The sequence below is a fragment of the Pseudomonas sp. GD03875 genome, assembly GCF_029840585.1.
GTDB classification, from domain to species: domain Bacteria; phylum Pseudomonadota; class Gammaproteobacteria; order Pseudomonadales; family Pseudomonadaceae; genus Aquipseudomonas; species Aquipseudomonas paralcaligenes.
On record NZ_JAOCCV010000003.1, the window covers coordinates 276588 to 296349 of the forward strand.

The 19762-nt window shown below is 63.1% G+C and carries 17 protein-coding genes and 1 tRNA gene; 8 read left to right on the forward strand and 10 right to left on the reverse strand.

From position 1 onward, the window contains the following. Window positions 1–46 precede the first annotated feature (46 nt). Window positions 47–2104 carry an AsmA family protein gene (locus N5D30_RS04215; protein WP_279907805.1) on the reverse strand — a complete coding sequence of 686 codons (2058 nt, stop codon included), beginning with the start codon at window positions 2102–2104 and terminating at the stop codon, window positions 47–49. A 123-nt stretch (window positions 2105–2227) separates the two neighbouring features. Between N5D30_RS04215 and N5D30_RS04220 the strand changes: the two genes are divergently transcribed. Beyond that, the gene (locus N5D30_RS04220) at window positions 2228–3010 is read left to right on the forward strand and encodes a TatD family hydrolase (RefSeq protein ID WP_279907806.1); all 783 of its coding nucleotides are present in this window, start codon (window positions 2228–2230) and stop codon (window positions 3008–3010) included. A 262-nt stretch (window positions 3011–3272) separates the two neighbouring features. Here N5D30_RS04220 and N5D30_RS04225 read toward each other — a convergent pair whose 3' ends face one another. Further along, window positions 3273–5303 (reverse strand): methyl-accepting chemotaxis protein, encoded by a 2031-nt coding sequence (locus tag N5D30_RS04225; protein WP_279907807.1) that lies wholly within the window; start codon window positions 5301–5303, stop codon window positions 3273–3275. A gap of 179 nt (window positions 5304–5482) precedes the next feature. On the opposite strand from N5D30_RS04225, the gene N5D30_RS04230 reads away from it, so the two are divergent. Beyond that, a complete protein-coding gene (locus N5D30_RS04230) occupies window positions 5483–6370 on the forward strand; it encodes an ROK family protein (protein WP_279907809.1) in 888 nt (295 codons plus the stop codon). Here N5D30_RS04230 and ampE read toward each other — a convergent pair. From ampE to N5D30_RS04245, 3 genes are all read right to left on the reverse strand, one after another. After that, window positions 6367–7188, reverse strand: coding sequence for a regulatory signaling modulator protein AmpE (gene ampE, locus N5D30_RS04235; protein ID WP_279907810.1), 822 nt, complete (start codon window positions 7186–7188; stop codon window positions 6367–6369). The genes N5D30_RS04230 and ampE overlap by 4 nt on opposite strands. Then, window positions 7185–7748 (reverse strand): 1,6-anhydro-N-acetylmuramyl-L-alanine amidase AmpD, encoded by a 564-nt coding sequence (gene ampD, locus N5D30_RS04240; protein WP_279907811.1) that lies wholly within the window; start codon window positions 7746–7748, stop codon window positions 7185–7187. Before ampD ends, ampE begins: the two co-directional genes overlap by 4 nt. Window positions 7749–7881: 133 nt before the next feature. Beyond that, on the reverse strand, window positions 7882–10224 hold the full coding sequence (locus N5D30_RS04245; protein WP_279907812.1) for a DUF1631 domain-containing protein: 2343 nt from the start codon (window positions 10222–10224) through the stop codon (window positions 7882–7884). 295 nt (window positions 10225–10519) lie between these two features. On the opposite strand from N5D30_RS04245, the gene nadC reads away from it, so the two are divergent. After that, the gene (nadC, locus tag N5D30_RS04250; protein ID WP_279907813.1) at window positions 10520–11368 is read left to right on the forward strand and encodes a carboxylating nicotinate-nucleotide diphosphorylase; all 849 of its coding nucleotides are present in this window, start codon (window positions 10520–10522) and stop codon (window positions 11366–11368) included. Between the two features lie 43 nt (window positions 11369–11411). Here nadC and N5D30_RS04255 read toward each other — a convergent pair. From N5D30_RS04255 to N5D30_RS04275, 5 genes are all read right to left on the reverse strand, one after another. Continuing rightward, window positions 11412–11487 (reverse strand) — tRNA-Thr (locus N5D30_RS04255). A gap of 100 nt (window positions 11488–11587) precedes the next feature. Further along, window positions 11588–12025, reverse strand: a complete 438-nt coding sequence (locus tag N5D30_RS04260) for a pilin (protein WP_279907814.1) — start codon at window positions 12023–12025, stop codon at window positions 11588–11590. 2 nt (window positions 12026–12027) lie between these two features. After that, complete coding sequence (locus N5D30_RS04265) at window positions 12028–13065, reverse strand: acyltransferase (RefSeq protein ID WP_279907815.1); 1038 nt, start codon at window positions 13063–13065, stop codon at window positions 12028–12030. Then, complete coding sequence (locus N5D30_RS04270; protein ID WP_279907816.1) at window positions 13052–14239, reverse strand: serine hydrolase; 1188 nt, start codon at window positions 14237–14239, stop codon at window positions 13052–13054. Before N5D30_RS04270 ends, N5D30_RS04265 begins: the two co-directional genes overlap by 14 nt. An 83-nt stretch (window positions 14240–14322) precedes the next feature. Continuing rightward, entirely contained in the window at window positions 14323–14790 is a 468-nt protein-coding gene (locus N5D30_RS04275; RefSeq protein ID WP_279907817.1) for a pilin, read from the reverse strand. A gap of 363 nt (window positions 14791–15153) precedes the next feature. Here N5D30_RS04275 and pilB point away from each other — a divergent pair, with 363 nt between their 5' ends. Genes pilB through yacG form a run of 5 tightly spaced genes read left to right on the forward strand, consistent with a single transcriptional unit; the run spans window position 15154 to window position 19746 of the window. Beyond that, window positions 15154–16851 carry a type IV-A pilus assembly ATPase PilB gene (gene pilB / locus N5D30_RS04280; protein WP_279907818.1) on the forward strand — a complete coding sequence of 566 codons (1698 nt, stop codon included), beginning with the start codon at window positions 15154–15156 and terminating at the stop codon, window positions 16849–16851. A 6-nt stretch (window positions 16852–16857) separates the two neighbouring features. Further along, complete coding sequence (locus N5D30_RS04285; protein ID WP_279907819.1) at window positions 16858–18075, forward strand: type II secretion system F family protein; 1218 nt, start codon at window positions 16858–16860, stop codon at window positions 18073–18075. Window positions 18076–18077: 2 nt separating this feature from the next. Next, the gene (locus N5D30_RS04290) at window positions 18078–18947 is read left to right on the forward strand and encodes an A24 family peptidase (protein ID WP_279907820.1); all 870 of its coding nucleotides are present in this window, start codon (window positions 18078–18080) and stop codon (window positions 18945–18947) included. Then, the gene (coaE, locus tag N5D30_RS04295; protein ID WP_279907821.1) at window positions 18944–19555 is read left to right on the forward strand and encodes a dephospho-CoA kinase; all 612 of its coding nucleotides are present in this window, start codon (window positions 18944–18946) and stop codon (window positions 19553–19555) included. The genes N5D30_RS04290 and coaE overlap by 4 nt, the downstream gene beginning before the upstream one ends. After that, window positions 19552–19746 (forward strand): DNA gyrase inhibitor YacG, encoded by a 195-nt coding sequence (yacG, locus tag N5D30_RS04300; protein WP_279907822.1) that lies wholly within the window; start codon window positions 19552–19554, stop codon window positions 19744–19746. Before coaE ends, yacG begins: the two co-directional genes overlap by 4 nt. Window positions 19747–19762: the final 16 nt, after the last annotated feature.

Sequence of the window (19762 nt, forward strand, 5' to 3'; positions counted from 1 at the left end):
ATGCGCACCGCCCCTGCGGCCAGTGACGGAGCCCCGCGAAACGACGCTACCCCTTGCCGCCCTGCTGCATCTGCCGCAGCAGCGGCGCGCACTGGCTGCTCTTGTCGCCCTCGCTGGGCGCCACTAGCGCCAGCAGCCCGGCCGCCGGCGCCACCGCCACGCCCAGCGCCACCAGGCCGGCGCCGCGCAGCGCCAGCGGCGTGGCCCGCACGCCGGCGTCCGGGTCCTTGAAGGTGCCACGCACGTAGAGCGGCGAGCGCAGGGAGAAGATGCGCAGGCCCTTGGTCGCCGGGGTGATGTCGAAATTCAGCCGCTCACTGGCGAAGTTGGCGCTGCCGTCGACGCGGATCACTGCGTTCTCCGTGTCGACCACGAACAGCCGGGTGCTCATCAGCCCCTGCTTGATGCCCAGGTCGGCGGCGGCGCAGTGGATGGTCACCTCCTCGTCGCCGAACAGCTTGCCCACCAGGTAGTTGCCGACATTGAGCCCAGCGATCTCCAGCAGGTCGCGGCTTACCGCGCCGTCGTTGATCAGCATCTTCAGCTCGCCGTTGGCGCCACCCAGCAGCGCCGCCACCGAGTTGCCGGTGCCGCTAAGGGTGGCATCGCCATTGAGCGCGCCGAAGCTGGTCTGCATCGGTGCGAAAGTGGGGAACAACTGCTTGAGCTTCAGCTCCCGCGCGCTCAGGCGCACCTGGCCCTGCAGCGGGGTCACTGCGCCGTTCAGGCGGATCTGCGCGTCCAGGGTGCCGCCGGCCATGCCGAAGCGCAGGGGTTCGAGGCTGAGCATGCCGTCGTTGAGCACCACATGGGTGTCCAGGTCGCTGATCGGCAGCTTCTCGGAATGGACGATGCGCTTGCCGGTGAAACGCACGTCGGCGTCCATGGCCCGCCAGCGCTCGGTGCGGAACTCCTCCACCGGCAGCGCCTTGTTGGCCGGCTGGTTGGCGGCGGCGCCGCGCTCCTTCTTCTCGGCATTGGAGTCCGCGCCGACCAGGGGTGCGAGGTCGGCGAACAGCAGTTGGTTGGAAGTGAGCCGGCCAGACAGCTTGGGCCGGGGCTGGCGGGCGACGAAGGTCAGGTCGCCGTGGATGTCGCTGGCGCCGATGCGGCCGTTGAAGCCCTCGTAGCGGAAGCTGGCGCCGCCCTCGTCGCGCAGGTCCGCCCGCAGGCGGCCGTCGGTGGCGTAGGCAGGCGTGTCCGGCAGGGTCACGCCGGTCAGCGGATAGAGCTGGCTGAGGCTGGTTCCGGCGAGGCGCAGGCGCAGGTCCAGCGCGCCCAGGTTCTTCGGATCGGTCAGGCTGCCGGCGACCTGGATGCGAGTGCTGCCGACCCGTACGTCGGCCTGCAGGGGGAACGGCAGGCTGGCATCCTGCAGCGCCAGCAGGCCACCGACCTTGCCGCGACCGTTCACTCGCAGGCCCTGGAAGCGCCCCTTGGCGAGCCAGGCGAAGGCATAGTCCTGGGCCGCGGCGTGTTCCTCGGCCAGGCGCTGGGCAGTGCCCTCGCCGACGATCTGGCTGAACGGGATGGGCTGGCCGAGGGGGTCTATCTGCATCTCCAGGCGGGTTCGCGAGACCTGGTCGTCGACGCTGACCACGCCCTGGTCGAAACCGATGGTGCCGATGTCCAGCGTCCAGGGGCTCGGCTCGTCGGGGTTCTCCTCATCCTTGCCGAGGTCGAAGGTCCAGTTGGCGCGGCCATCGGCCAGGCGCTGCAGGTTGGCGTAGGGCGCGCCCAGCTCGATGCGGGGGATGCGCACCGTCTTCCACAGCAGCGGCAGCGGCGCGAGGCGGAAGCGCACCCGGTCCAGGCTGACGAAGGTGTCGCCCTGAGCCCAGTCGGGGTTGCCCAGCACCAGTTGCTCGGCGGAGAAATGCGGCCACGGCAGCCAGGCGCGCCAGCCGCCTTCGTCCGGTTCGCGGCGCCAGACCACGCTGAGATTGCCCTCGATGGCGAAGGGCCGGTTCAGCGCCGCCGAGACGCGCTCGTTGATGGTCGGCCGCAGCAGGTTCCAATCGAACAACACGAGCACCAGCATCAGCGCCGCCACCGACAGGAGGAGCACGGCCAGCGCCCCCTTCACCAACTTGCGTACCCGCACCTTCACCTCCGCTGTGTCACGACATCGTTGCAATCTTCGACTGACGAAACCCGGGAACGCTCCCTCGACTGGCGCACTCCAGTGAAATACCCGATGCTGCAAGGCCCGGCCACGGCACCGCCCATGCGACTGATCGACACCCATACCCACCTGGACTTCCCCGACTTCGACGCCGATCGTGACGCGCTGCTGGCGCGCAGCCGGGCGCTCGGGGTGGAGCGGCTGGTGGTGCTCGGCGTGCATCAGGGCAACTGGCAGCGCCTGTGGGACCTGGTGCAACGGCACGCGGGGCTGTACGCCGCCTTCGGCCTGCACCCGGTGTATCTGGAGGAACACCGCCCCGAACATCTGGAGGCACTGCGCGACTGGCTGCAGCGCCTCGCCGACCATCCCAGCGTGTGCGCGGTGGGCGAATTCGGCCTGGACTACTACGTGGAAACCCTCGACCGCGAGCGCCAGCAGGCGCTGTTCGAGGCGCAGCTGGCGCTGGCCGCCGAATTCGAGCTGCCCGCCCTGCTTCACGTACGCCGTGCCCACGCCGCCACCATCGCCACCCTCAAGCGCTTCAAACTGGCCCGCGGCGGCGTGATCCACGCCTTCGCCGGCAGCTACGAGGAAGCCCGCGAATACCTCAGGCTGGGCTTTCGCCTAGGCCTGGGCGGCGCGCCGACCTGGCCCCAGGCGCTGCGCCTGCGCAAGGTGATCCCGCGCCTGCCGCTGGACGCCGTCGTGCTGGAAACCGACTCGCCGGACATGGCCCCGGCCATGCACCCGGGGGTGCGCAACAGCCCGGAACACCTGCCGGACATCTGCGCCGCCCTGGCCGAACTGTGGGGCGTGGCGCCGGAGGAACTGGCCACCGCCAGCAGCCGCAACGCCGCCGAGCTGTTCGGCTGGTCGACGTAGGGCGGGTGCAACCCGCGGACCGGCAACGCGGGTTTCACCCGCCCTACAAAGCCCCGTTAGTTGTTGCACACCTTGTGGGAGCGGATTTATCCGCGAATTTCGCGGCCAATCGAAATGCCGCCCAGCCGCTCCCACAGAAGCAGGATTGCGTCGCCAACACATAACGGGGACATAGCCAAAGAAAAGGCCCGCCAATCGGCGAGCCTCTTCGATCACGCTCATGTAGCCCGGATGCAATCCGGGAATGGAGCCCACCTGCGGATCACACGCGGAACGCGCTGATCAGCTCCTTCAACCGCGCCACCTGATCGGACAGCTCGCGGCTGGCCTGCTCGGTCTGCACGGCGCCTTCGGCGGTGCGCTCGCCGGCCTGGTTGATCTCGACGATGTTCATGTCGATGTCGTGGGCCACGGCGGTCTGCTGCTCGGCGGCGGCGGCGATCTGCTGGTTCTGGTCGACGATCATGCCGACCGCGCCGAGGATGTTCTCCAACGCCTGCTGCACCTGGGTCGACTGGCTGACGGTGCTCTCCACCATCTGGTGGCTGCCGTTCATGGCGGTCACCGTGGCGCCCACGCCGTTCTGCAGGCGACCGATCATCTGCTCGATCTCCTCGGTGGACTGGTGGGTGCGCTTGGCCAGGTTGCGCACCTCGTCGGCCACCACGGCAAAGCCGCGGCCCTGCTCGCCGGCCCGCGCGGCCTCAATGGCGGCGTTGAGAGCCAGCAGGTTGGTCTGCCCGGCGATGCCCTTGATGACCTCCAGTACCTGGCTGATGGCGGAACTGTCCGCGGCCAACTGGTTGATGACGTTCACCGACTGGTCGATCTCGCTGGCCAGGCGCTGGATGCGGGCCACCTGGGCCTCCACCAGCTCGCGGCCGCTGACCGTCTCCTGGTTCACGCTCTGCGCGCTACCCACCGCGGCGGCTGCGCTGCGCGCCACCTCCAGGGCAGTGGCGGACATCTGGTTCATCGCCGTGGCCACCTGCTCGATCTGCCCGCGCTGGGCCGATACCGCCTGGCTGCTCTCGCCGGACACCAGCTCCACGCGGTCGGCCTGACGCTCGACCTCGGTGACGGTCTGGCCGACCAGCTCGATCAGGTCGCGGATCTTCGCCACGGTGCCGTTGAACACCTCGCCCAGCTCGCCCAGTTCGTCCTGGCTGCGCACGCTGACGCGCACCGTCATGTCGCCGGCGGCGACCTGGTTGAGGGTCTTGCCGAAGCCCTTGAGGGTGGCGCGGGTGGAGACGTAGAAGCCGCCGTAGAGATAGCCGATGGCGAGGAACAGCACGACCAGGGCCACCACCAGCAGGACCATCTGCGTGCGCTTGCCTTCCAGGCGCTGGCTCAGCTCCAGGTCGAGGAAGCCGAGCACCTTGTCGTTGAGCGTGTAGGTCTTGTCGATGGCCGTGGTGAGCTGGTCGAAGAAGCCCTGCCAGGGCGCGTCCAGGCTGTCGGCCATCAGCAGCTGCTCTTCCAGCACGCCGCTGACCTCGGTCAGCGAGGCCCGGCTGGCCTCGGCCGGCGCGCTCAGCTCGCTCTGCGCCCGGGCGTTGCCGTCCAGCGCGCTCTGAATCTTGAAGCCGTATTCGGCGTGAAGCTTCTCCAGTTCGGCCAGCAGCTCGTCGAGCTTGGTGCTGTCGGAAGAGCCGAGGATGCCCTGGCCAAGGGAGTAGGAGCCCAGGGCCCGGCCCTTGCTCAGCGCCGCAGTCACCGGGGGAGTGGCGGTGGTCAGCAGCTCGGCCATCTGGCGCACGGTCAGGTCGCTGTCCTGGCTGAGGCCGGACTGGCTGGCGACGAACTTGATGAACACCTCGGCATTGTCCAGCGCCTTGACCACCAGGCCGGCCTTGCTGCGCAGCGAGGATTCGGCGGCCACCGCGTCCAGGGCGCCCTTGATGGCGTCGCGCTGGGCGTTGAATTCCTCGATCTTCTGCGCGTCATCGCTGGGCGACTCGAGCGCGGCGAGGGTTTCGCCGATGCTCTTCTCCAGCGGGCCGATCAGCGCGGCGAGCCGGTCCGACTCGCCGGACTGGCCGAGCACGGCATTGATCTCGTAGAGGTCGTTGAGGCGCTCCAGCTCCTGGCGCATCTTCTGGCTCTGCTTGAGCAGCTCCAGGCTCTGCAGCTCGGTGCGGGTATCGACGAAGGCGTCATAGGAGTCCCGCACCAGGAAGTAGTTGGTGACCAGCATGGGCAGGAAGAACAGCACACTGATCAGGCTGAACTTCATGCCAAAGCTCATGCGGTTCATCAGCGCGATGGCAGGGTACAACACGCTATTCACTAGACGTCTCCTGTTGCCATTATTGTTGTATGCCAGCCGCTGCTGGCTGGTCTATTGAACGGCAAGGTATCGGTGTTTGTGGATATCAGCGGAAATGGCCAATTGCCAGGCGCAGATCCCCCACAGCTTGTATACCGGATATCGGCGCCACCCTTTGTAACTTAAGGTTAAGAATGCGCATGTCTCTCCGCTTAGGCATTGATCTGGGTGGCACCAAGACCGAAATCGTCGCCCTCGAAGGCTCCGAAGAACGGCTGCGACAGCGCCTGCCCACCCCGCAGGGTGATTACCAGGCCACATTGCAGACCATAGTACAACTGGTCCGCGATGCCGAACGCCAGTTGGGCGCAACGGGCAGCCTCGGCGTCGGCATCCCCGGCACCCGCTCGCCCGATCACGGCCGGATCAAGAACGCCAACTCCACCTGCCTGATCGGCCAGGACCTGCAGGGCGACCTGGAGCGGCGGCTGGAGCGCCCGGTGCGCCTGGCCAACGACGCCGACTGCTTCGCCCTGTCGGAAGCCACGGACGGCGCGGGCGCCGGGGCCGCCAGCGTGTTCGGCGTGATCCTCGGCACCGGGGTCGGCGGCGGCATCGTCATCCACGGACGGCTGCTCCAGGGGCCCAACGCCATCGCCGGCGAGTGGGGCCACAACGCCCTGCCTTGGCGCAGCACCGCCGACGGCCCCGCACGCCGCTGCTACTGCGGCCTGGACGATTGCATCGAGACATTCCTCAGCGGCCCGGCCTGGGCCGCGCGCAGCGAACTGGGGCTGGACGCCACTCAGCTGGCCGACGCCGCACTGCGTGCAGAGCCGGCCGCCGTCGCGGCCACGCAGCGCTATTGCGAACAACTAGCGCGGGCCCTGGCGTCCGTGATCAACATCATCGACCCGGAGGTGATCGTGCTGGGCGGCGGCCTGTCGAACATGCCAGCCCTGTACCGGGAAGTGCCCCGGCTTCTGGACCACCATGTGTTCTCGGACCAAGTCAACACACGCCTGGTGCAGGCGCGGCATGGCGACTCCAGCGGCGTTCGCGGCGCCGCCTGGCTGTGGCCCGGCTAGAACAGCAGGATCAGCACGGCGAACACCGCGTACCAGAGCACAGCCGCCCGGATCAGCAACTGCCACAGCTCGTCTAGGCTGCCGACGCCCTCCTCGCCCGGCGCGGGCGGGGCCAGTTCGCTGGCCGCGCGCCCCGCATTGGCCACCAGGCGCGGCGCGGGCAGCTCCCAGGCCAGCAGGTCGTACAGCACCGCGCGACTGACGGCAGCGAAGTTGCCGACCAGCGCGAAGCTGGCCGCCAGCACGCGCACCGGCAGCCAGTCCAGCGCATGGCGCAGCTGCCCCGCACGCTCGACCACGCCCGGCTGGCCGGCATGCTCGGCGGTCAGCGCCAGCAGCCGGTACGCCAGGGCCGGCAGCGGACCGAGCAGGGCGTACCAGAAGATCACCGCGAAGAAGCCCTGGTAGGCCTGCCACAGCTCGTAATCCTGCACCCGCACCAGCAATTCGGCCTCGCTGTCGGCGACGACGCCCAGATCCCGCTCGGCCACATGCATCGCCGCCTGCTCGTCGCCCCGTCGCCATGCATCGCGGAACGGGCCGAGTGCGGCCTGCACATCACCGCGCCCCAGGCTGTAGATCAGCACCAGCAGGTGTACCGGCAGCGCCAGCCAGCCGTAGGCCAGCGGCTCAAGTACCAGCAGCAACAAGCCGAGCAGCGCCATCGGCAGCAGGACCACGAGCATCAGGACCAGCCAGGGCGAGCGTCCCTCGCAGCGAGCCAGCCAGCGCCGCCAGAGGCCGTCCCGCTGGATGCGGCTGCGCCCGGACGAGAACTTCTCCACCCAGAGCACCAGCAGAAGCACCAGAAAATTCATCGACTACTCTCCTCGCTCCCCAGGGCCGCCCGCAGTCGCGCCCAGTCAAAAAAAGGCCCCGGGTCCGTCTTGCGCCCCGGGGCGATATCGCTGTGGCCCCGGATGCGCTCGACCTTCAGCTCAGGATAGACACGCATCAGCTCACGGGTCAGCGCGATCAGCGCCTGGTACTGGGCATCGCTGAACGGCTCCTCGTCGGTGCCCTCCAGCTCGATCCCCAGGGAAAAGTCGTTGCAGTTCTCCCGCCCGCCGAAGCTGGAAACCCCGGCGTGCCAGGCCCGCTGGTGACAGGAAACGAACTGGATAATGCTACCGTCGCGCTCGATCAGGAAATGCGCGGACACGGTGAGCTGGGCGATGCCGGCGAAATAGGGATGCTCGTCGGCGGGCAGAAGGTTCTGGAAGAACTGCTGCACCTTGCCGGTCCCGAACTGGCCCGGCGGCAGGCTGATGTTGTGGATCACCAGCAGAGAGACCTCTCCCCGAGGACGCTCGTTGAAGTTCGGCGAGGGGCAGTGACGCACGTCGTCACACCAGCCACTGGCAGGGTCCAGCCGCATTGCAGGCTCCTTGAAGACTGGCGCCACTCTAGGGGCTGTGGAGGCTCTGGCGCAAGCCGCGACCTTGCCAGCGACACGGCCGCCATGAACGAAAACGCCCGGCACGGGGCCGGGCGCTTTCATCCGCAACTTGTCAGGCGCCCTTGAGCTTGCGCAGGTTGCCGATGACCGACTCCAGCGCCCTGTCGAACAGCAGCGCATCGTCGAGCAGGCGAATCGCACCCCGGCGGAACTCGACGGCCAGGCCCATACGGGTCTTCTCCATCACCTTCATACCGGTGCGGTTGACGAAGATGAACTTGCCGGTGGGCTTGATGATCGCCGCCAGCTTGCCGCGCAGCTTGTGCTCCTCGTCCTCCTGGATCTCGACCCAGCTGCCGACACGCAGGCCATCGACCTTCAGCAGCGCCTCGTCGTCGTCCGGCAGGCTGGCCTCAGGCTCCTGCTCACGGCTCTCGCCCGGCGCCAGCAGGACGATCTCCTCGACCACCTCGACCATCGTCGGGACATCCACCTCGGCCTCGGTCTCCAGCGGCGGCAGATCCAGCAGGGAAACTTCACCCAACTCCAGGGAACCCTCGGCGCCAACCTCTTCGCCCGCCTCCGACTCTGCCGGAACGACCTGCGGGACAACGGTCTCGCGCTTGAAGCGCTGGAACGCCTGCACATGCACGGCTTCCAGCTGACTGAAGAACTCGCTGGTGACGAAGGGATCGATCGCCGCGCTGGACAGGCCGTCGCGCAGCGACTTGAGCAGGCTGGGCACCAGCTCCAGCAGGCGCAGACGGTCCTCAGCGGACTCGTGGGGCTCCACGCTCCAGATCAGATCGTCCATCACGGCCATGGCCGCTTCCCATTCGGCGGATTCGGCGCCGTGCTTCAGGCAGGTCAGCTGCAGCACCTTGCTCCAGCCTTCCTGCAGCAGGCGCACCACCACTTCGGGCAGCGTCTTGCCGAGCAGACGGGAGTTCAGCGCCTGCTCGACCTGCTGCCGGGCCAGCTCGGCCTTGGCTCGGCCCTCTTCCGCATCGCGGGTACGCTGCTCGAGCAGCTCGCTGCGACGCTTCTCGTCGCCGGTGAAGGCGAGGAATTCGGCCAGCACGTCGGAGAAAATGGTCGGGTCGTCGGTGAAATCGTTGAGCAGGCGCTGCACCACCTGCTCGATGCGCTGGTACAGGCTGTCGCGCTGCTCGTCGCCTTGGGCGCTCCAACCCAGGGCCGCGGAGGCGATCTCGTTGAGCAACCTGCGGGCCGGGTGGCTGCCACGACTGAAGAAGGCCTTGTCCAGCACCGCCACCTTCAACATCGGAATCTGCAGGCGGCCGATCAGGGCCTTGAGCGAATCCGGCAGGGTGCGGTCGTCGAGGATGAAATCGAACAACATGGCGACCAGGTTGATCACATCCTCGTCGACCTCGCCCACCACCCTGGCCTTGCCGCTCCTGGCACTGGCGCGGGCAAGCAGGGTTTCCAGCTGGTTGCGCAGGTCGAAGTCATCCTCGACCTGTGCACCGCTCGGCGTCGGGAGATGCTGCTGGATATGGGAAAGCAGGCGCATCAGGTCGTTGCTGGAGATCGGTATGGCATCGGCAGGGGTTTCCCGGCGGGGCAGCAGAGAACTGCCACGAACCTGGGACAGCAGCTCCTGCAGGGCGCCGAACACTTCCTGGACGTCCTCGCCGGTGTACCCGCCCGTTTCGACGTCCTGCGTCGAAGACGCCTCGCGAGTCGCACGTGCCGCCGGCGCCGACTGTCGACCTGGCTGGCGGCGCGCGGGCGGCGCGGACTTCAGCTCGGGCAGCACACCAGCCTCGACCAGCTGCTGGTTGGCGTTGGCGTACAGCTCGTCCAGTTCGCCCAGCACATGCTTCTCGAACAGCTTGAGGATGATCAGCTTGACGCGGATCTCCACTCCCAATCCTTCGCAGGCGCCGAGGAACTGCTCGCACAGTACACGGGGGCCGAGGGGATTGGTCTTGTCTTCCAGCTTCTTGCTGATCACCGCATTGAGACGGGTGGTCAGGTGGCCCAGCGCGAGGCCGTCACGGCTCATGACACGCGACACCATGGCGTCGAGCGCCACGTTTTCTTCCAGGGTGTCGTTGTGGACCAGGCTCAGAGAGTCGACGGAAAGGGTTTCCAGGGTCGGCGCCTTGCCGATCTCGTACTGGTTCAGCGTAGCGAAAGTCTCGAAGACCCGTTGCAGGAAGCCGCGCTCGATCGTCTTACGCTTCAGGCGCAGGTCGCGCATGGCCTCGAAGAAGGCGTTCTGCTCGGCGTTGCTCGTAGCCCGGTCGGCCATCTCGAACAGGGTGTCGTCGGCATTGTCGAACAGTCCCTGCATAGCCTGTTTGAGCTGCTGAGCAGCCTTGTCGCGTACCAGTATCAGGGCCACGGGAAGCCTTCCTGCAGGCGGAGTCTGCGCGTGTTCGGGAGCGACCTTGCTCAGGTGCACCACTTTCGCGTCGGTCTTCATTGCAAATCTCCCGCAGGCTATCCGATCTCGACAGGCCTGCACACAATCGGCTGAGCGCCCTGCGCGCGTCAAAAGGGCGGCGTCAAAGTTAATGCTGAATCCAGTATAGAGGCGAGCGCAGCATGACCAAATCCCCCATTTGGAAGACATGACCCACATCACAGAGCGCGCACTACAGGTTACGAACGGTCACATCCGGCAGATGTGATACCTATCGGACAGCCTAACGGCTCTTTCTCTCCACCGGACCGACCGTCTGTCCCTATAATCGCGCCACCTGAATGCGGAGGCCGCCATGCCCAACCTCACCCTCGCCGAGCTCGGCGCCGAAATCGAAGCCAATGTGCGCAACGCCCTGCGCGAAGACATCGGCAGCGGCGACATCACGGCGCAACTGATCCCCGAGGAGCGCCTGGCCCACGCCACGGTAATCACCCGCGAACATGCCGTGATCTGCGGCACGGCCTGGGTGGAGGCGGTATTCCGTCAGCTGGATGCCCGGGTGGCGGTTCACTGGCAGGTCAGGGACGGCGATCGGGTGGCTCCCAACCAGCCGCTCTTCCATCTGGAAGGCCCAGCTCGAGCACTCCTCACCGGCGAGCGCAGCGCCCTGAACTTCCTCCAGACCCTCTCGGCCGTCGCTACCCGCTGCCGCCACTTCGCCGACATGGTGGAGGGCACCAACGTGAAACTGCTCGATACCCGCAAGACCCTGCCAGGCCTGCGCCTGGCGCAAAAGTACGCGGTCACCTGCGGCGGCTGCCACAACCACCGCATCGGCCTGTACGACGCCTTCCTCATCAAGGAAAACCACATTGCCGCCTGCGGCGGCATCGCCCAGGCCGTCGCCACCGCGCACCGAATCGCTCCGGGCAAGCCCGTGGAAATAGAAGTGGAAAGCCTGGACGAACTGCAACAAGCCCTCGACGCCAGCGCCGACATCGTCATGCTCGACGAACTGAGCCTGGATGACATGCGCACCGCCGTCATCCTCACCGCCGGCCGCGCCAAGCTGGAAGCCTCCGGCGGCATCAACGACAGCACCCTGCGCACCATCGCCGAAACGGGCGTCGACTACATCTCCATCGGCAGCCTGACCAAGGACGTCAAGGCAGTGGACCTGTCGATGCGGCTGAGCCTGTAGCACTCTATAAATAGAAAGCCCCGCAAGAGACGGGGCCTGACCATGGTGCCGGAGACAGGAGTCGAACCTGCGACCTTCGCATTACGAATGCGCTGCTCTACCAGCTGAGCTACACCGGCCTGCACGAGATGGTACAAGAGCAGGTATGGTCATCCAAGCTCGCGCACCGACGAAGAGTGCACAAGTGGTGGAGGAACACCTATCCGCGACAGTCGGCGGCTAGAAACATCCTGCTGGCATGTAGGAGTCCCTCCAAGACGCCGCTCCGGATTCATCTACATCGCAACTCCAGACTCCTTCCGCTGAGCGCAAGACGGTAATGCGAGCACCTGACACAAGTGGGCTGGCATTGCCTCCCATCGTCACCTCCAGTGATCCTGAGCCATCGGCGATGAAGCTGGCGATATCACCGCCGGCCGTTGCCGTCACATTGGAGGGGGTGTAGCCCAACTCGGTATTGGTAATCGATGTCTGCCCCTTGCTCAGATACTCTTCGACAGCGGATTTATAGGCCGCTACCTCGGCGTGAGCACGCTGCATCTGCGAGCGCGCGACATAGCCCTGATAAACGGGGATGGCTACGGCGGCCAGAATACCGATGATCGCAACCACGATCATCAGCTCAATCAACGTAAAACCTTTGCTGTTTTGGAACATAGTTACCTCCTTCTTTCCGGAGCAACAGCAAACCTCGGGCCATCATTACGCCGATGGAAGCTGGGCTTGTAAAAGCGCCGCTCCAGCAGGTAATGGCTGAGCACGGCGAACAGCAGACCGAGCCCGACGCCGAGTAATAGAACCTCCGGCCAATCCCAGCCGCCCTGCCCCTGGACCAGTCGCATGACCGGGTAGTGCCACAGATAGAGGCCATAGGACATGCGCCCCAGCCAAGCCAGAGGAGCGTTCCCCAGCCATCCGGGCCGGGCCAGTAGCAACATGCCCGCTCCAATCTCCGCCAAGGTAAATCCATAATAAGCAGAGAGCTGCCAGCCCGTGCTGAAAAAAGTTACACACAAGACAAGCAGCAAAATTGCCGGTAGCGACCAGTACGAGCTGATACGTATATTCAGATAGCCCAGTAGACTTCCCAGTATTAACCCACTGCTATGTGCATCGACATGAGGATAAAAGCCCCATGGAGATAGATTAGCAGAACTCCAGCAACGCCACAGACTCACCCCCACATATATGCTTAACATAGATGTGATGGCCGTATATCTCGGCAACCGCAGCAACAGCAACAGCAACAACGGCCACAGCAAATAAAACTGCATCTCGACAGCCAGGCTCCAAGTATGCCGAAGCACAGCTGTCCCTCCCCAAAATGACGCGTAATTGACCAGATACACAGCACTCATAACAGCATCGCGCCAATGCTGCCACCAAGGAGTAGGCGAGAATATCCAAGGGGCCACCAGCAGATAGACCATGAGCATAAATAGCAAAGCCGGCCACAGACGACGTAATCGCCGGATAACAAAAGCACGATAGTCGCACGTACCAGTGCGGGCAAACTCTACCACTAGCATGCGCGTAATCAGAAAACCAGAAAGCACAAAAAATACATCTACAGCTAGAAAGCCCCCCGGAAGCGCCGGAACAGCGGCGTGAAAAGCCACAATAAGAATCGCAGCAAGTGCGCGCAATCCATCGAAGCAAGCAATATGTCCCAGCGTCTGCGTCTCAGGGCTGCGCATAGTAATCCGCCAACCACTGATAGAAATGTGCGTATAGCGAACTTTCCTTCCCCGGCCCTTTTTTAGGCATGCCACCTCCAAGCCAAACTGTTACCCCGCCATGGCTATCAAGCACAGCCGCAGAATTCATACCAACCAATGTTCCCTCCTGGACACCCAGCATTAGCGTAGAACCCGCCCCCTCATAAATTTTCAATGCAAAACCATAGCAATCAAGGCTATAGGCTTTACGACAATCACCAACATCCGCACTGAATACATTTAGCGGCTTGCGCTCACGCAACTCTCTCAAAAGATGAGCTAATTCAACAGCATTGCCCGATAATCCAGCTGCAGATGACAACGCCGAAAAATCAAAGAACCGATAATAATTTCCTACATAGAACGGGCTATTGCGAAAATCATAACGAACCTCATCCTGCGTATAGGGCCCATCAACGAAGAGCATTCCCCTGTCACGCAGCGAATATCGCTCCTCCATCAGAGCACGGTAGGCCTTGCCAGTCGTTCGCTCAAGTATCACGCCCAACAGACAATAACCAATATTCGAGTAGGACGATTTACTATCCGGATCAAAGTCCAGCTGAATATCCGCCAGCACATCAATATTGTAAGGGCACCATGGTTTGAGCCGGTGGGTAAACATGACATCGGGTGTTTTCAGTCGGTCAAAGCCCGCCCGATGACGCAACAGATGGCGAATGGTGATTTTTGCCACGCGAGGATCACTGGGTTTGATCTCGGGCAACAAATCGACGAGCCGCTGATCGAGCGCCAGACGTCCCTCGGAGATCTCTTGCAGCACTGCATCCACCGTCACCAATTTGGTCAGGCTTGCAAAGCGGAAGCGAGTGCTTGCCGTAATTTCCGGCGAAGAGAATGTCCCTGCCACCCAGCCGCTTTCACAGTGGTGCAAGGTGCCATCCGGGGTGATGTAGGCAATCTGGTTAGCCAACGAACCCCGTCGTTCGATGACGTAATCCAGCATGCGCTCGAGCCATTGCGGTGCGGCCTCGCTGCAGCGAGTCTGCCAGGTGGTATAGCTTGCCTCCAGCGGGTACACGGCCTGCAGGACACGCTGCCGCTCAGCTGTCCATAGATGCACTGTCGCCGCCAGCAGCAATACTACAGAGCCGATTCCCAGCACCTTTCCCAGGTACAACTGCCTGAACATCCCGCCTCCGACCTTTGATCTCGCATAAAAAAACGCCCCTCCGGAGAGGGGCGCTTCAGGCTAGCTGGCAAGCGAGTGAGCTATCACTCAGCCTCGCCGCAACCAGTCGGGCGGTACTTAGCATCAACGCTAGTGGTGCAGGTCCAGGCACCAGTATCGGCACGTGCCCAAGTCAGAGTGTCACCAGAAAGGGTAGCAGCAGCGCTACCGCCGAAGGTGGCGGTGATATCAGCGGTGTTAGCCTCCAGATCGATAGTCACAACCAGGCCATCCTGACCGGTGTCTTCGGCAGTACTCTCCGAAGAAGTATCCGAGCCAAGCAGACTGCTAGTGCTCCAGCCGATGAAGCAGTCAGCGCCATCCTTGCCTTCCAACATGCAGGTTTCAACAGCGGTTTTCAGAGCGCCAGTTTCGCTCATTACGCGGCTAGCTTGCGACTTGGCCACATAGTTCTGGTACTGCGGAATGGCGATGGCGGCCAGGATGCCGATGATCGCGACCACGATCATCAGTTCGATCAGGGTAAAACCCTTTTGCATTTGAGCTTTCATGTTTCTCTCCTAGATATTGGCAGGTCCAGCGACCTGCCAGGTGCAATGCAGGGGGCGTGCCAAGACTTAGTTCGCGGAGTACCTCCAAACCCCCGACCGCTCCGCCAATACAAAGCAACCCAGCCTCGAATCTGCACCAAACCGCAACAGCTCCAACGCCCTAGGCTTACGCCTCGGCGGTGGCGTACAAAGGCGAATCCGCTCCTGCAAAACCCTGTAGCTCAGCCGACAAAACACGTTGGGGCCTCATCATGCTCCACCCAGCCCGACACTAACTGCCCATTTTTGTCAGTCGAAATTCCCCCGTTTGGCACCCCATGAGCAACTACGTTATAAGGCAGCCATTGTTTACGGAGCGGTGCAATGAACGACAGCATTTCCCTTTCCGGCCTGGCCAAGCAGTTGGTGCTGGCCGAACTGCTGGACAGCAGGACGGCTCAGCAGGCCAGCCAGCAGGCCCAGCGCAACCAGTTGCCGCTGGTCACTTACCTGGTGCAGAACAAGCTGGTCAAGGGCCGGGCCTTGGTGGAGCTGGCTTCCGACCAGTTCGGCGTCGCCTATTTCGACCTCTCGACGCTGGACGTGGAACAACAGCCGAAGGATCTGGTGAGCGAGAAGCTGGCTCGCCAGCACCGCGTGCTGCCCTTGTGGCGTCGCAACAACAAGCTGTTCATCGCTTGTTCCGACCCGACCAACCACCAGGCCGTCACCGATGTGCAGTTCAGTACCGGCCTGAATACCGAGATGATCTTGGTCGAGGACGACAAGCTGGGCGACGCCATCGACAAGTTCTTCGATGATCCAACCAGCGGCCTGGAAGGCATGGACGACGGCGACCTTGAGGCCGATGTCGAGGCAGTAGCCGATGGCAAGAAAGGCGACGAGGTGGCCGATGCCGATGATGCGCCGGTCGTACGCTTCGTCAACAAGATGCTGCTGGATGCGATCAAGGGCGGCTCCTCCGACCTGCACTTCGAACCCTACGAGCACGCCTATCGGGTGCGCTTCCGCACCGATGGCATCCTGCACGAGACGGCCAAGCCCCCCATCCAGCTAGCGCCACGCATCGCCGCACGCCTGAAGGTGATGGCCAGCCTGGATATCTCCGAGCGACGCAGGCCGCAGGATGGCCGGATCAAGATGAGGATCTCCAAGACCAAGGCCATCGACTTCCGCGTCAACACGCTACCCACGCTGTGGGGCGAGAAGATCGTGATGCGTATTCTCGACCCAAGTAGCGCTCAGATGGGCATCGATGCGCTGGGCTACGAGGAGGATCAGAAAGAACTGTACATGGCGGCACTCAAACAGCCGCAAGGCATGATCCTCGTCACGGGCCCCACAGGCTCGGGCAAGACCGTATCACTCTATACCGGCCTGAACATCCTCAATACCGTGGACGTGAACATCTCGACCGCCGAAGACCCGGTGGAGATCAACCTGGAAGGCATCAACCAAGTCAACGTGAATCCGCGACAGGGCATGGACTTCTCCCAGGCGCTACGCGCCTTTCTCCGCCAGGACCCGGACATCATCATGGTCGGCGAGATTCGCGACCTCGAAACAGCCGAGATCGCCATCAAGGCCGCCCAGACCGGTCACATGGTGATGTCCACACTGCACACCAACAGCGCAGCGGAAACCCTCACACGCCTGCGCAACATGGGCGTGCCGGCATTCAACATCGCCACTTCGGTGAACCTGATCATCGCCCAGCGCTTGGCACGCAAGCTTTGCAGTACTTGCAAAAAGCCTGTCGACGTGCCTAAAGAGGTTCTTCTCAAGGAAGGTTTCCCAGAAGACAAGATCGGCACCTTCAAGATCTACGGCCCAGTCGGCTGCGAGAACTGCAAAGGGGGCTACAAGGGCAGGGTCGGCATTTATGAAGTGGTTAAAAACACGCCAGCCCTGCAACGCATTATCATGGAAGAAGGTAACTCCATTGAAATCGCCGAGCAGATGCTCAAGGACGGCTTCAATGACCTGCGCACGTCCGGCCTGCTCAAGGCCATGCAAGGCATCACCAGCCTTGAGGAAATCAACCGCGTGACCAAGGACTAGCCCACGATGGCGGAAAAAGCTCTCAAGACCAGCATGTTCGTCTGGGAAGGCACTGACAAGAAAGGCGCCAAGATAAAAGGGGAAATGGGCGGGCAGAACCCCGCTCTGATCAAGGCCCAATTGCGCAAACAGGGCATCAACCCGACCAAAGTTCGTAAAAAGTCAGGTTCGATATTCGGCGCGGGCAAGAAGATCAAGCCGCTGGACATCGCGCTGTTCACTCGCCAGATGGCAACCATGATGAAGGCCGGCGTGCCGCTGCTGAGCGCCTTCGACATCATCAGCGAGGGCTTCGACAACCCCAACATGCGCAAGCTGGTGGACAGCCTCAAGCAGGAGGTAGCCGCGGGCAACAGCTTTGCCACCGCACTGCGCAAGCAGCCTATTTACTTCGACGACCTGTACTGCAACCTGGTCGACGCCGGCGAGCAGGCGGGCGCCTTGGAGAATCTTCTGGACCGAGTAGCGACCTACAAGGAAAAGACCGAGGCACTGAAGGCCAAGATCAAGAAGGCCATGACCTACCCGATCGCCGTTCTCGTGGTCGCCGTCATCGTATCGGCCATCCTGCTTATCAAGGTAGTGCCCCAGTTCGAGTCTGTATTCAGCAGTTTTGGGGCAGAACTGCCGGCCTTCACTCAGATGGTGATCGGTCTGTCGGAGTCTTTGCAGTCATGGTGGTTCGTCATCCTGCTCGTGCTTTTCGGCGCCGCGGTGATCTTCAAACAAGCGCACCAGCGCTCAGAGCAATTCAGGAACTCAGTTGATCGCGGCTTGCTCAGGCTGCCTATTATCGGGGACATTCTCTATAAGTCTGCAGTAGCCCGTTTCGCCCGTACGCTGTCGACCACCTTCGCTGCGGGTGTGCCGCTGGTCGATGCACTGGACTCAGTGGCGGGCGCTACAGGCAACGTGGTGTTCAGAAACTCCACCAACAAGATCAAGGCCGACGTATCTACCGGCATGCAGCTCAACTTCTCCATGCGCACCACCGGCACCTTCCCCTCCATGGCCATACAAATGACCGCCATTGGTGAAGAGTCCGGCTCGCTGGACGAAATGCTGGACAAGGTCGCCAGCTTTTACGAGGCTGAAGTCGACAACATGGTGGATAACCTCACAGCCCTCATGGAACCCATGATCATGGCCGTACTGGGCGTATTGGTCGGCGGCCTAATCGTTGCCATGTACCTCCCCATCTTCCAGCTCGGTTCTGTCGTGTAACCATGCAAATAGTCGATTCTCTGGCCGGCAACTTGCCGGCCTTTGTTTTGTTATGCGCCCTGCTCGGCTTACTGGTCGGTAGCTTTCTCAATGTCGTCATCTATCGTCTTCCCGTGATGATGCAGCGCGAGTGGCGACAGCAGGCTTGTGAAATCCTAGAGCTGCCGGTAGAGCCTCAGGACACTTTCAATCTCGTCCTGCCCAACTCTTGCTGCCCTAAATGCGGACATCAGATTCGCCCTTGGGAAAACATCCCCATCATCAGCTATTTGGCCTTGCGAGGCAGATGCTCCGGCTGCAAGGCGCCGATCAGCAAGCGTTACCCCTTGGTCGAGCTGACTTGCGGACTGCTCTCCGGCTATGTGGCCTATCGCTTCGGCTTCAGCTGGCAGACAGGCGGCGCGCTGCTGCTGACCTGGGGGCTGCTGGCGATGAGCATGATCGACTGCGATCACCAACTGTTGCCGGATGCCCTGGTGCTACCCCTACTGTGGCTGGGTCTGATCGCCAACCATTTCGGCTTTTTCGCCAGCCTGGAAGACGCGCTATGGGGCGCCATCGCCGGCTACCTGAGCCTATGGTCGGTGTACTGGCTGTTCAAGCTGCTGACCGGCAAGGAAGGCATGGGCTACGGCGACTTCAAGCTGCTGGCGATGCTGGGCGCCTGGGGTGGTTGGCAGATATTGCCGCTGACCATTCTACTGTCCTCGCTGGTCGGGGCCGTACTCGGCTTGATCATGCTGCGTCTGCGCAATCAGGAAACCAGCACGCCCATTCCGTTCGGCCCCTATCTGGCGATTGCCGGCTGGATCGCATTGCTCTGGGGTGATCAAATAACCGGGACCTATCTGCAGTTCGCCGGTTTTAGATGAGCAAACCCTGGATTCTCGGCCTCACGGGCGGCATTGGCAGCGGTAAGAGCGCCGTCGCCCAGTATTTCATCGATCTCGGTGTGCACTTGGTGGACGCCGACCATGCCGCGCGCTGGGTGGTCGAGCCCGGACGCCCAGCGTTGGCCACCATCGCCGAACGCTTTGGCCCTCAGGTGCTGCTGCCCGATGGCGGCCTGGATCGCTCCGCACTGCGCCAGCTGGTGTTTCAGGACGAAGCGCAACGACGCTGGCTGGAGGGCCTGCTGCATCCGCTGATCTTCCATGAGATCGACCAGGCGCTGGCTCGCGCCGAGTCGCCCTATGCGATTCTGGTGTCGCCACTGCTGGTCGAATCGGGCCAGCACCGGATGACCCAGCGGGTACTGGTGGTGGACGCCCCCGAGCACCTGCAGCTGCAACGCAGCATGGTGCGGGACAACAGTTCCGAGGAGCAGATACGCGCCATCCTCAAGGCCCAGTCCAGCCGCGAGGAGCGACTGAGCCATGCCGACGACGTGCTGATCAACGATCAGGATCTACCCTGGCTGAAGACTGAGGTCGAACGCCTGCACAATTTCTACCTGACCCTGCGAGGAGGCCAGCCATGAGCGCGACAGTGGAGTGCCCGACCTGCGGCGCACCGGTGGAATGGGGCCCGCAAAGCCCCAATCGCCCCTTCTGCAGCGAGCGCTGCAAGCTGATCGATCTGGGCGCCTGGGCCTCCGAAGCCCACGCCATTCCCGGCGATTCGCTGGAGGACTCGCCCTTCTCCGAAGACCTGCCACCGCGCGAGCACTGAGCACCCGCTCCCGGTC